Genomic DNA, 12,622 nt, shown 5'->3' with positions numbered 1-12,622 from the left:
CAGTAAGAACCCGATTGATTCAACTAATAATGTGTGGGGGATGGACGAAAACCCCCACCGATTAAAGTTTCACTTTATTAACATAATTTTTTATTGACAAATGTAAAATATTCTCGTAAATTATACATATGCTTTAATACCAAAAAGCGTTTAAGTAAAAAAGAATAATCTGTTAGCAGATTCAGTAGTTTTGTTTGGAGCAGCAAAAAGAGATCGGATGGGGCTGAGAATCCGAGCGATAAACAAGACGAATTACAACTGCCTAGATACGACAGATAACCAATGAGTGGGCAAGCATTTGTTTGTCAAATAGGGTGGTACCGCGAAGCATCTTCGTCCCTATGTGGAGAAGGGCTTCTTTGTGTTTTTTTATAGATGTTTTTTCTCCTATATACAACCTGATAAAGCTGTCTTGAAAAGGGAGGAGTATTTCAATGTTACAATCTGCAAAGTTAAAGCTGCCTGTGTGGGAAGCAGCAGCTGTTATGGTGGTTATTCTGGCCATGTTAAGTTACGGTATTATCGTTTTAGGTGTTCAACCACATCTACCAATGATTCTTGCGATGGTTCTTTTGATGGTTTACGGTATGATAAAGAAAGTAGCTATTTCAGATATTGAAAAAGGGATTATTGCTGGAGCTTCATCAGGTCTTGGAGCGGTGTACATCTTTTTCTTCATTGGGATGTTAATTAGTAGTTGGATGGCGAGTGGAACGATCCCTACGCTGATGTTTTATGGTTTTGAATTGTTTGATGGTATGCCATTATATTTTTCTGTATTCGTTGTTTGTGCCATTGTTGGAGTTTGTATAGGTAGTGCTTTTACAACTTCAGCGACAATTGGTGTTGCGTTTCTTGGAATGGCGACAGCGATGGACGCGTCATTGGCTATTACAGCTGGAGCAGTCGTTTCTGGTGCGTTTTTAGGTGATAAAATGTCACCGTTATCTGATACGACAAACTTAGCGTCTGAAACAGTTGGCGTGCCAATCTTTGAGCATATTAAGAACATGATGTGGACGACCGTACCAGGATTTATTATTACAGCAATCATCTTCTTTATTCTCTCGCCAGGTGGCGGTGAAAGTACAGATGAAATCAACATTTTTCTAGCTGCTTTACAAGACAATAGTTATATTAGTTTAGCTGCCTTAATTCCGTTTGTCATTGTATGCGCGTTGGCGATTTTTAGAGTATCAGCAATACCTACTTTGTCAGCGGGAATAGTAAGTAGTGTCATTATTGCCTTTATCTATGATAGCTCATTAACATTTTCAAAAATGGCAGATATATTATTCTCTGGTTTTGTAATGGAAAGCAATGTAGAACAATTAAATTCTGTCCTATCAAGAGGCGGAATTGAAAGTATGATGTTTTCTGTCTCACTTGTATTATTAGCATTAGGAATGGGTGGATTATTATTCTTGTTAGGAATCATTCCATCTTTATTACAATCAATTGAGAAACTATTAACGAATGCGTTCCGTTTAATTATGGCTACAGCAGGTACAGCCATCGGGATTAATTTCTTCGTTGGAGAGCAATATTTGTCGATTCTTCTAACCGGGAAAACATATGAAAATCAATACGAAAAGCTAGGGTACGATAAGAAGACGTTATCTCGTGCTTTAGAAGATACAGGTACAGTAATAAATCCGCTCGTACCATGGGGTGTTTCAGGCGTATTTATTACGGGAGTGTTAGGTGTTCCGACGATCGAATATGCACCGTTCGCATTCTTCTGCTTGCTATGTCCATTATTAACAATCTTAAGTGGATTAACGCAAATTGGGTTATCGAAAAAAGAACAGTAATTCTGTAATCATTGCGAAAGCAAAAAATTATGATGATAAAAGGTCAGCAGACATAGAATTGTTTGCTGACCTTTATTGTATTCAACATTCGTGTCAGTTATAGTTGATTTATAGAGTTTTTTCTGAAAAATAATTATTGAGAAAGAGGATTATTGTATGAAGTTAAGTGCGTTTTCCATTAGAAGACCGATTTTCACACTAGTTACAATGATTTTCGTATTAGTATTAGGGACAGTGTCTTTATTAAATATTCCTTTAAAATTAATTCCTGATATTAATCCTCCAGTAGCGGTTGTTGTGACTACATATGAAGGAGCAAGTCCTACAGAAGTTTCAGAAAAAGTAGCGAGGCCACTGGAATCTAGTTTATCAACTTTACCTGGTTTGAAGACAATGACCTCTACTTCACAGGAAGGTGCAAATTTAACTTTACTAGAATTTTCATGGACCACGAAGTTAGATGAAGTGGAAAATGATGTATTGCAGCGAATTGAAAACACCAGACTTCCAGATGATGTCGAAAAACCTCGTTTCATGAAATTTGATCCTTCTCAGTTTCCAATTATTCAACTAACTTTAAGTTCAGAAAAGGACCCGGAAGCACTTAGGGAGTTGGCCGAAGAATTAAAGCTTCAATTATTGAAAGTAAATGGCGTAGCGAATGTTAATTTATCCGGTACTTTAGTGAAGGAAGTTTCAATAGAGTTAGATGAAAATAAATTAAAATCATACAAGCTGTCTCAGAGCGATGTAGCACGTGTTATTGCGGCTAATAATGTCAGCATGCCTGGCGAAAAGGTACTAACGGAAGGTAAGCATTTAACTACTAGAATAATCAGTAGTTTACAATCAATCGATGACATCAAGAAGCTTACGCTTGGAGTGAATCCAGTAAATGGGACCAAAATTAAGGTAGCTGATGTAGGAAAAGTGACATTAGTTAATCAAAAAGAAGAAACAATCACAAGGACAAACGATGTACCTTCTGTTCTTCTTAGTGTCATGCAGCAGTCAGATGCTAATACGGCAGCCGTTTCGGAAGAATTTCAGCGAGAACTAGATAACATATTAAAACAAGATCAATATAAAAATATTAAAAGTGACGTTTTGTTTGATCAAGGTGATTACATATCTTTAGCAATCGGAAATATTTCTTCATCACTTGTTATTGGTGGAGTATTAGCGATGCTTATCTTAATTATGTTTCTCCGTAGCTTAAAAAGTCCAATTATTATTGGTATAGCAATTCCGTATTCTGTTATTGTAACGTTTGTATTAATGTATTTCTCTAACTTTACATTAAATATTATGACTTTAGGTGGACTAGCACTTGGTATTGGGATGTTAGTAGATAATTCTATTGTGGTTATTGAAAATATTTATCGCCACTTGTCGATGGGGAAAGACCCTAAAGTAGCGGCTCAAGAAGGGGCGAAAGAAGTAGGATCAGCTATTACGGCTTCCACTCTTACAACTGTTGTTGTTTTTCTACCAGTAGCATTTATTTCAGGTATCATTGGGGATTTATTTCTAGAATTTGCATTAACGATTTCCTTTAGTTTATTTGCTTCTTTATATGTGGCCTTATCAATTGTACCGATGCTGGCAAGTAGATGGTTGAAGGCGCCGCCTACAAATATTGAGAAGAAACGAAAGTCATCCCGTCCAATGGTATTGCTGAAGAATAGTGTGGAATGGTCATTACAACATCGTTTGCTTGTATTGCTTATTACTTTTGCATTATTGGTAGCTGGAGGTTTAGGAATTACAACAGTTGGCACTCAATTTTTACCAAATACCGATGAAGGGTATTTCTCAATGCGTGTGGAATTAGAAAATGGAACGGCGATTTCTGAAACAGAAAAGGTCGTTGCTAGTCTTGAGCGAGAATTAAAGAAAATTAAAGAAGTAGACGTATATGTCAGCTATATTGGTTCTACACAAGAAGGTTCATTCCGAGGAAATGCTGAAGGAAATAGAGCAGAGATTTATGTAAAACTAGCTGATTTAGACAAACGAGAAAGATCTGTATTCCAAGTCGTAGACGATGTGAAGAAAGATATGGAACAAGTAGCTAAGAAAGCGAATGCGACAGCGGAAGTGTCGTTTGTTCAGCAATCTACGCATGGCTCTGCGCCAAATACGTTAACGTTCAGTTTACGTGATACAGATAAGATTCGATTAGATCAAGGTGTACAAAAGCTTCAAAATCAATTAAAGACGTTAAAAGATATTTCTGAAGTGGAAACGGATCTTAGTGATAAAGTGGAAGAAGTTCAGATTGTCATAAATAAAGAAAAAGCGTTACAACATGGCTTTACTCCAGCACAAATCGCTACTATTACAAATGATGTAACGAGGGGAGCATTTGCCACACAAATTGTAAATGAACAAGGCAATGTTCAATCGGTTTTTGTTCAGTATGATCAGAATATAGTGGATAATATAGCAAGTTTGAAAAATTTAGCGATAAAAAAAGCAGATGGTACTTTTATATCACTAAAAGAAGTGGCGAACTTCTATCTTGGAGAAAGTCCAGTTAAAATTCAACGTATTAATAATCAAGATGCTGTTCAATTTACCGTTAAATATAAGTCGACAGCTACACTTGGGGAAATTACAGAGCAAGTAGAAAAAGCAGTAAAAGATATTGATTTAGATAAGAAAACTGAGCTTGTCTATAGCGGTGATAAAGATTTATTAGACACCGCTATGAAACAGATGGGCTTAGCGTTTGGACTGGCTGTTATCTTCATTTATTTGGTAATGGCTGCGCAGTTTGAATCGTTAAAATATCCATTTGTTATTATGTTTAGTGTTCCGTTATTTATTATAGGGGTATCGATTGCATTAACGACGACAAGAACAGCTATAGGTATTACAGCCATAATAGGTATCATTGTACTTGCTGGAATAGTTGTAAACAATGCTATAGTAATAGTGGATTATATTAACCAGCGAAAACGACAAGGCTTGTCTTCTTATGATGCCATTGTTACGTCAGTACTTGATCGTGCAAGACCAATTTTGATGACGTCATTAACGACGATTCTTGGTTTAGTTCCTATTGCTTTAGGAATTGGTGAAGGTTCAGAATTAAATCAACCTATGGGGATTACTGTAATTGGTGGCTTAATTAGTAGTACATTTTTAACTCTATTTGTAATTCCGATTATATATAGTTACTTTGATAAAGATACAAGAAAGAAAGCCAAAGAGGTTAGAAATTCAAGAGGAAGTCTTCAACAAAGTGAGGTTGAATTGGAACTAGAACGAGAAAAGATTCTCGAGTTACGAGAATTAGTGAAGAATAGTTATCGAAATATCGAATAATTATCTAGAAATTAAGAGAGTAGGTGGGAGTATGACAAAGGCGAAGGAACGTTGGGATGTATACTCACCTTCAACTGGCGAGCATATTTATACGATGAGTGAGACGGATCTATCGGAAGTAGATTCAATCGTTGTTAAATCAAAACAAGCATTTCAAACATGGAGTCGCATGGATATCTCTAAGAGGTTAGGATATTTTACAAAATTACGAAATATAATATTGAAAGAACTTAATCAAACGACTGATGTGATTGCAAAAGATGCTGGTAAAGTACAAATGGATGCGCTCGTTGCTGATATTATGCCTGTCTTAGATTTTCTGAAGTTTTTAGAAAGTAGTGCACAATCGATTTTACAACGTCAAAAAGTAAAAACACCGATCGTATTTATCGGGAAGAAATCATATGTGGATTATATGCCGAGGGGAACAGTTCTTGTAATTTCCCCTTGGAATTATCCATTTCAATTATCCATGGTTCCTATATTAAGTGCATTAGTATCAGGAAATACAGTCATTGCAAAGCCGTCTGAAATTACTCCTTATGTTGGTAAATATATGGAAGAACTATTTGAACGTGCTGGTTTTCCAGAAGGGGTCATTCAATTCGTACATGGAGGAAAAGAACTTGGTGCGGCTCTTGTTGCATCGCAACCTGACTATATTTTCTTTACAGGATCGGTTGCTACTGGAAAAATCATTGCTAAGCAAGCGGCGGAACATTTAATTCCTGTTACCTTAGAACTTGGTGGTAAAGATCCAATGATTGTTTGTCGTGATGCAAACATTGAACGTGCCGCCAAAGGTGCGGTTTGGGGTGCATTTACGAATAGTGGGCAAGTATGTATGAGTGTAGAAAGATTGTATGTTGATGAGTCAATTTACGAATCATTTATTACAGCGGTAAAGAAGGAAGTAAAGGCTTTAACCCAAGGTGCATCAAAAGAAGATGATATAGGGAGTATGACGTTTAAAAATCAAGTGCAGATTGTGAAAAATCATGTGATGGATGCACTTGAGAAAGGTGCGGTACTTGAAATAGGACAGAACCCAAAAGAATGGCAGGAGGATGCGATGTTTTTGCAACCGATGGTTCTATCATCTATAACGAACGAGATGAAAATTATTTCCGAAGAGACGTTTGGTCCTATATTGCCAATCATTCCGTTTAAGGATGAACAGGAAGCTATTCGTCTTGCCAACGATAGTGAGTATGGTTTAAATGCAAGCGTATGGTCAAAAGATTTAGAACGAGCAAACCAGATAGCATCACAGCTTGTTTCGGGTGCGGTCATTATTAATGATGTTATTATTTCTGTCGCGAATCATCATTTGCCTTTTGGTGGAGCAAAACAAAGTGGTATTGGTAGATATCATGGTGAACATGGCTTGCGTATGTTCTGTCATGAGAAAGCTATCATGATGGATACAGGGAAGAAAAGTAATGAAATTCAATGGTATCCTTACGATGGAAAGTTCGATGATTTCAAAAATATGATGGAAGCTTTCTATGGAAATCAGAGAAAATGGGTGCGTTTCCTAAAAAGTTATTTGAACCTATTAAAGAAAAGTAAATAAAAAATAGCATTCTAGCTAAATATTTCTTTATTAAAAGGTTGCAAAATATATCATGATGAAATATAATGAGAATACAAATTAATAAGTGTTCCTTTTCAAAGGGGAGTAGCGTTAGGGTTCGCCCTAAAACAAAGTCGTCAATTCGTAGAAAATTTTTTCTTCCGGCTTTGTTGGCATTAATTTTTCACTTTATGCTCAGCAAGACCTTTGCCATTGCACTTACTATAAGTGCAGGCAAGGGTCTTTTTTGTTTGACCAAAATCCAAACATTGGATGAATGCTGATGGTAAAAAAAGAAGAACACTAACTATTGGAGGTTGAGACAATAATGGAAGCTGCAGTTTTATTAGAGTATGGCTGGGTTCTTCTTGTTTTAATTGGACTTGAAGGTTTGTTAGCCGCTGATAATGCGGTTGTACTAGCGGTAATGGTAAAGCATTTACCTGCTGAAGAAAGAAGAAAGGCATTATTTTATGGACTTTTAGGAGCATTTGTATTTAGGATTGGAAGCTTGTTCTTAATTTCATATCTTGTTAACATATGGCAAGTTCAAGCGATTGGTGCAGCGTACTTATTATTTATTGCTGCTCATCATATTTATAAGAAATATAGCCAAAAAGATGAATTATACGAGTCTCAAAATGCAGCAAAAGGTTCTGGGTTCTGGATGACAGTAGTTAAGGTTGAACTTGCGGATATCGCATTTGCAATTGATTCAATGCTTGCAGCCATTGTACTGGCAAAAACACTTCCAGAGACAGGTTGGTTCACTGTAGGTGATATTGATGGTGGTCAGTTCACTGTTATGTTCCTAGGCGGATTTATTGGTGTAGTTATTATGCGATTTGCGGCACATTTGTTTGTGGATCTATTACAGAAACGACCAAGCCTAGAGACAGCAGCATTCTACATTGTAGGATGGGTAGGGGTGAAATTAGCAGTTCTTGCTTTAGCTCATCCTAAAGTTGCAATTCTACCACATCACTTCCCTGAATCAACTGGTTGGAAGTTAACATTCTGGTTAGTACTATTAGGAATAGTAGCGATCGGATTTTTCACATCAAGAGAGAAAAAGCCCAATCAGGAACAAAAAGGGATCTCATAAAAATAATAAAAAAAGCATCTGTTGAAATTCATTCAGCAGATGCTTTTTTGTTATTTACTAATTATATAGACAAAAATGATTGTATACAGGTAAAATGTTTAGTAATACGAAATATTTTAGTTGTAAAGGTAGGGCAATTATGGTTTCTAATCGTAATGTATGGATTTTAATGATGGGAGAATTTATTGCTAATGTAGGATTATGGCTTGGTGTAATCGGAAATCTCGAGTTTTTACAAAATTTAGTACCGTCTGATTTCCTTAAGTCACTTATTTTATTATTAGGAATGTTTGCTGGGGTATTGTTTGGCCCGTTAGCAGGGAAGGTAATCGATCAAAGCTCCAAGAAGAAAGTGATGATTTACTCCAGTATCTTACGAATTATTTCGGTGTTTTTTATGTTTTTTGCGATTTGGAATGATAGCATTATGTGGATGTGTGTATACATGGTGTTGATTGGCATTGCGAATGCATTTTATTTACCAGCATTGCAGGCAACGATTCCGTTAATTGTTCAAGAACATCAATTAATGAGCATAAACAGCTTACATATGAATATTGGAACGATTGCAAGAATAATGGGTACTGCAATTGCCGGAATATTGCTATTGTCTATGACCTTGTTTCAAATTTATTTCTTATCAATGGTTTCGTATATATTCATTTTGATTTGTACATTTATGCTGCAAATTAAGAATGATGCTGCTAAACCACTTGCAATAAACAAACAGAAAACATCAGGGGGGTTCAAGGAGTTATGGCCAATGATCGCTTCAAACAAGGTGATTTTAATGAGCTTGATTTTATTACTTGTCCCCACACTTTTTATAGGTAGTTTTAATTTAATGGTATTAGAAATCAGTGAATTGCAAGGTGATCCTTCCATTAAAAGTTGGCTTTATACATCTGAAGGGCTTTGTTTTATGCTAGGGGCTTTCTTTGCGAGAAGAACAACAGGGAATAGAAATCCACTCAATGTCATGTTATTTGCTGCACTATTAATGGCTACGTCCCATCTATCTCTATATTTTGCTGATCTAAAAGTACCTGCCATTATAACCTTTGGTATATTTGGCTTAGCTGCAGGAATATTCTTTCCTATTTCAGCAACAATATTCCAAACAATGGTTAATAGAGAATTACATGGTCGATTCTTTTCATTCAAAGGCATGGTTGATCGGGTATTGTTCCAGATTATTCTTGTATGTGCAGGGCTGTTTCTGGACACGATTGGTTTTAAAAATATGATACTTGTGTTTGGATCTATATCTATGATTATTGTCATTTTGTTTGCAATTAATCGTAATAAAGTGAGTAATGTTCAAATTTATAAGAATAAAGCGATGTAAATAAGGTGTTCATACTTCGGTATGAACACCTATTTGGATTGTAGAGGTTTAATCAGTTTATCCCTTCATAAAGTTAAGTGTTTCTGTAATGCCTTTAGAGTACGGTGTAACAGGTAATTTCCCAATGTTTTTTTCATACTTTGTGCCACTTAGAACCACCGGTCTTTCAAATAAGTAGTAAAGCTCAACTGCTTCGCGTAGCTGTGTATTGAATAAACCAATTAAGCGTAACATTTTTTTATTAACAGTTCCGACTTTTTTGGAATAGTTAATATGTGACTTGGCGATTTGTATGATTTCCTCTCCTGTGATTACACCATCACCTGGAATATTCCAATGTTGATTATAGTTTTGTTCACTCATAGCAAGCTCTACAAGTGCTTTTGCACCATCGGGAGTATAAATGAATTCTCTTGCAATCTTTTGGTCACCTACGTACCTAGATTGTTTGTTTTGAATCATAAGATCGAATGTGTAATGAAGTAATGTGTTGTTTGCATTTGGTCCATAAAAGTCAGGGAAGTGTGCGATGATGTAAGGGACGTTGGATTGCTTGAGCATGTTTCCAAGTTGTAAACGGATTTTTCCTTTTTTCGTATGAGGCTTCATTGTTGTTGATTCAGATATCGTATTACTGCTGCTCTCTCCATAAGCATAAATATTATCAACAAGAATAATTTTTGCTTTATTTTGCTTAGCAGTTGTAATGACATTTTCAAAAATTATCGGAAGTTCATTTTCCCAATTAGCATATGGAATATTAACTGTTAAAAAAAGATGTGTACATCCTTTTGTTTCATGTAATAAAGAAGGTAAGTCGTATACATCAATCTTTTTTTTGATTACATCTTGAGTAGGGAAAAGTGCTTGTAACTTTTCTAAATTACGTGCTACTGCCATTGTTTCTTTTTGGCGATACCTTAGTTCTTCAACAAGTGCATAACCCATTCCACCACTTGCACCTAATACTACTGCTTTCATCCTCAATCACTCCTTATTATTAACCAATGGTCAATTAAATAGCAAAAAAATTTAGCATAATCCTCTCGTTATAAAAGCCACATGAGATTTGGCAAATGATTCAATCTCATCAAAAGGTACATTAGCTTTTAAATAGTGTGTAATAAATCCTTGCAATGAAATAAACAATGAGAAGATAGAATGGACATTGGCATGTTTCGGACAAAGTTTCCATACGGCCTTGGCAAATCCGTCATAGCTTTCATCTGCAGAATTTTTTACGCCTTCTAATTCATCATCTTGAATCAGAAACATCATTTCATAATGGCTTTTATGTGTAAATGAAAAGTGAATAAAACGTAAGCAAACCTCTTGTAATTGCTCATATGGAGATTCAAAAGCTTGATCCATAACTTTCATTAGTAGGTTATCTAACATAGCAAAATCTTGATTAACTAATGCGTAAAATAATTCAGCTTTGTTTTTAAAATGGTAATAGATCGAACCATGACTGTATCCTAATACTTTAGCAATTTGGCGCATGGAAACCTTTCTATATCCTTGCTCTTGAAAAAGGATTCTTGCTGCTTCCATTATTGTCTCTTTTGTTAATTCGTTATCTACAGCTTTTCTTGCGGTGATAGTACAACATCTCCTTTCTCATTAATTAACCACTGTTCAATTAAATAATACCGTTTATTCAGAAAATTGTAAATATGTTTTTGATAAAAAAGAAGCTGTCAAATTGACAGCCTCTTTAAGCCATATTATGAAATTGTCTTATTTACTTCCATTTAATTGAGATTGTGCTTGTTGTACAAGACGTTTCGTGATTTCTCCACCAACTGATCCGTTAGCTCGTGCTGCCGTATCGGAACCTAAAGTAACACCAAATTCTTGTGCAATTTCATATTTATATTGATTTAACATTTGTTCTACACCTGGAACTAACAATTTATTACTGCTTCTTGCCATTATAATCACTCCTTATTCTGTATTACAGAGTTTCCTCTGTAAATTTAGTATGAGTTTAACTTAGATGAATATGTTGTTGCTTTTATGGAAATCGTTCCTTTTTATACGAATAACGAAAAAATATAGCAATTGAAATTTGCAAATGATGTTTTCTTTTCAAGAGATTTAGGGAATAGTAAGAAAAAAATTGTAGGTGAAAAATGTGGATTTAGCCAATGGAAAAACATATTGGAATCATACATTCGAAGGGTATTCATACCCGATGTTAGAGGAGAACATCGAATGTGACGTTCTCATTATAGGGAGTGGATCTGGAGGGGCACATTGTGCTTATTTCTTAAGTGAAACAGATTTATCAGTCGTATTAGTTGATAAAAGGGATATTTGTTGTGGAAGCACACGGGCAAATACAGGGCTTCTACAGTATGGCAACGATAAAACACTATCGGCTACGATTCATTCATTTGGTGTAGAAACCGCTGTACGTCACTATAAACTTTGTTTGTATGCAATCGAGACTTTAAAGAATCAAATAGTACCTAATTTGAGAAATAGCTCAGATTTTCGCAGTCGAAAAAGTTTGTATTTTGCATCTACAGATGAAGATGTACCAATGCTTCAAGAAGAATTTCAAACGTTACAAAAATATGGATTTCCATCGGAGTATTGGACACGAGAACAAATTCAAAAACATTATGGGTTTACAAAGGCAGCGGCTATTGTAACAAATGGAGATGCTGAATTAAATCCCTATATGCATGCTCAAAACTTAATACATTATGCACATTTGAATGGTGTCCGAGTTTACGAACATACAAAAATAAATCGAAAAGAGCATAAGGAAGAGCAAAATATCCTCTATTCTGAAAAAGGTTATAAAATTTCAGCCAAGTATGTTATCTATGCTACTGGATATGAATCACAAAAGGAAGTAAAAGATCCGAATGATGTGATTGTTAGTTCATATGCGATTGTTACAAACTCAATTGAAGATATGAAAACATGGTATGATTCGATGATGTTATGGGAAACGGCTAGACCTTACATTTATGGAAGGCGTACATTGGACCATCGAATTGTATTTGGTGGTTTGGATGAGCCAACTATTAGTGTTGAAAAACGGGATTCTATGTTAATCCATAAGCGTGATCAACTTTTGAATCAATTATGTGAGCTATTTCCAGAGTTAGTTGGGAAGGTCAAAGTGGAATACTTTTGGGGCGCTTTTTTTGGTGAAACACATGATGGTCTCCCAACAATTGGATTGTATAATGATTACCCGAATAGTTTCTTTCTACGTGGTTTTGGAGGTAATGGAACTGTTTACTGCATTATTTTATCACAGATTATTCGAGATTTAATCATAAAAGGAAGTCATAAAGATGCGCATATATACTTGAAAGAAAGACAACAGTAAGGTAATTTATTCGAGTAAAAGTTAGCGTTTATACATAGACAAACTCTACAGAAAACGACTACAATAAGAGGGTTATTTAAAAAAACGTATGATT

The 12,622-nt window shown here is 35.4% G+C and carries 9 protein-coding genes; 6 read left to right on the top strand and 3 right to left on the bottom strand.

Annotated features, from left to right (window positions below; translation table 11 throughout):
* The first annotated feature begins 434 nt into the window (after positions 1–434).
* From nhaC to V7014_RS05755, 5 genes are all read left to right on the top strand, one after another.
* Entirely contained in the window at positions 435–1,814 is a 1,380-nt protein-coding gene (gene nhaC, locus V7014_RS05775) for a Na+/H+ antiporter NhaC (protein WP_438824873.1), read from the top strand.
* A 156-nt stretch (positions 1,815–1,970) separates the two neighbouring features.
* Positions 1,971–5,147, top strand: coding sequence for an efflux RND transporter permease subunit (locus V7014_RS05770; RefSeq protein ID WP_335505086.1), 3,177 nt, complete (start codon positions 1,971–1,973; stop codon positions 5,145–5,147).
* A 31-nt stretch (positions 5,148–5,178) separates the two neighbouring features.
* Complete coding sequence (locus V7014_RS05765) at positions 5,179–6,723, top strand: aldehyde dehydrogenase family protein (protein WP_335505083.1); 1,545 nt, start codon at positions 5,179–5,181, stop codon at positions 6,721–6,723.
* A gap of 328 nt (positions 6,724–7,051) precedes the next feature.
* The gene (locus V7014_RS05760) at positions 7,052–7,828 is read left to right on the top strand and encodes a TerC family protein (protein ID WP_335505081.1); all 777 of its coding nucleotides are present in this window, start codon (positions 7,052–7,054) and stop codon (positions 7,826–7,828) included.
* Between the two features lie 139 nt (positions 7,829–7,967).
* On the top strand, positions 7,968–9,176 hold the full coding sequence (locus V7014_RS05755) for an MFS transporter (protein ID WP_335505079.1): 1,209 nt from the start codon (positions 7,968–7,970) through the stop codon (positions 9,174–9,176).
* 57 nt (positions 9,177–9,233) lie between these two features.
* Here the strand turns inward: V7014_RS05755 and V7014_RS05750 are convergent, their stop codons facing one another.
* The 3 genes from V7014_RS05750 to V7014_RS05740 all read right to left on the bottom strand — a co-directional run bounded on the left by V7014_RS05750 (position 9,234) and on the right by V7014_RS05740 (position 11,111).
* Complete coding sequence (locus tag V7014_RS05750) at positions 9,234–10,157, bottom strand: NAD-dependent epimerase/dehydratase family protein (protein WP_335505077.1); 924 nt, start codon at positions 10,155–10,157, stop codon at positions 9,234–9,236.
* Positions 10,158–10,208: 51 nt separating this feature from the next.
* The gene (locus tag V7014_RS05745) at positions 10,209–10,778 is read right to left on the bottom strand and encodes a TetR/AcrR family transcriptional regulator (protein ID WP_335505188.1); all 570 of its coding nucleotides are present in this window, start codon (positions 10,776–10,778) and stop codon (positions 10,209–10,211) included.
* Positions 10,779–10,916: 138 nt separating this feature from the next.
* Positions 10,917–11,111, bottom strand: a complete 195-nt coding sequence (locus tag V7014_RS05740; protein ID WP_335505075.1) for an alpha/beta-type small acid-soluble spore protein — start codon at positions 11,109–11,111, stop codon at positions 10,917–10,919.
* Positions 11,112–11,313: 202 nt separating this feature from the next.
* Here V7014_RS05740 and V7014_RS05735 point away from each other — a divergent pair, with 202 nt between their 5' ends.
* Positions 11,314–12,528, top strand: a complete 1,215-nt coding sequence (locus V7014_RS05735; RefSeq protein ID WP_335505073.1) for an NAD(P)/FAD-dependent oxidoreductase — start codon at positions 11,314–11,316, stop codon at positions 12,526–12,528.
* Positions 12,529–12,622: the final 94 nt, after the last annotated feature.

Origin of the sequence: Bacillus sp. JJ722 (genome assembly GCF_036963345.1) — a bacterium.
Classification (GTDB): domain Bacteria; phylum Bacillota; class Bacilli; order Bacillales; family DSM-1321; genus Bacillus_AD.
Note: the sequence above shows the minus strand (reverse complement) of the source record. Positions and strands in the feature narration are given on the sequence as shown.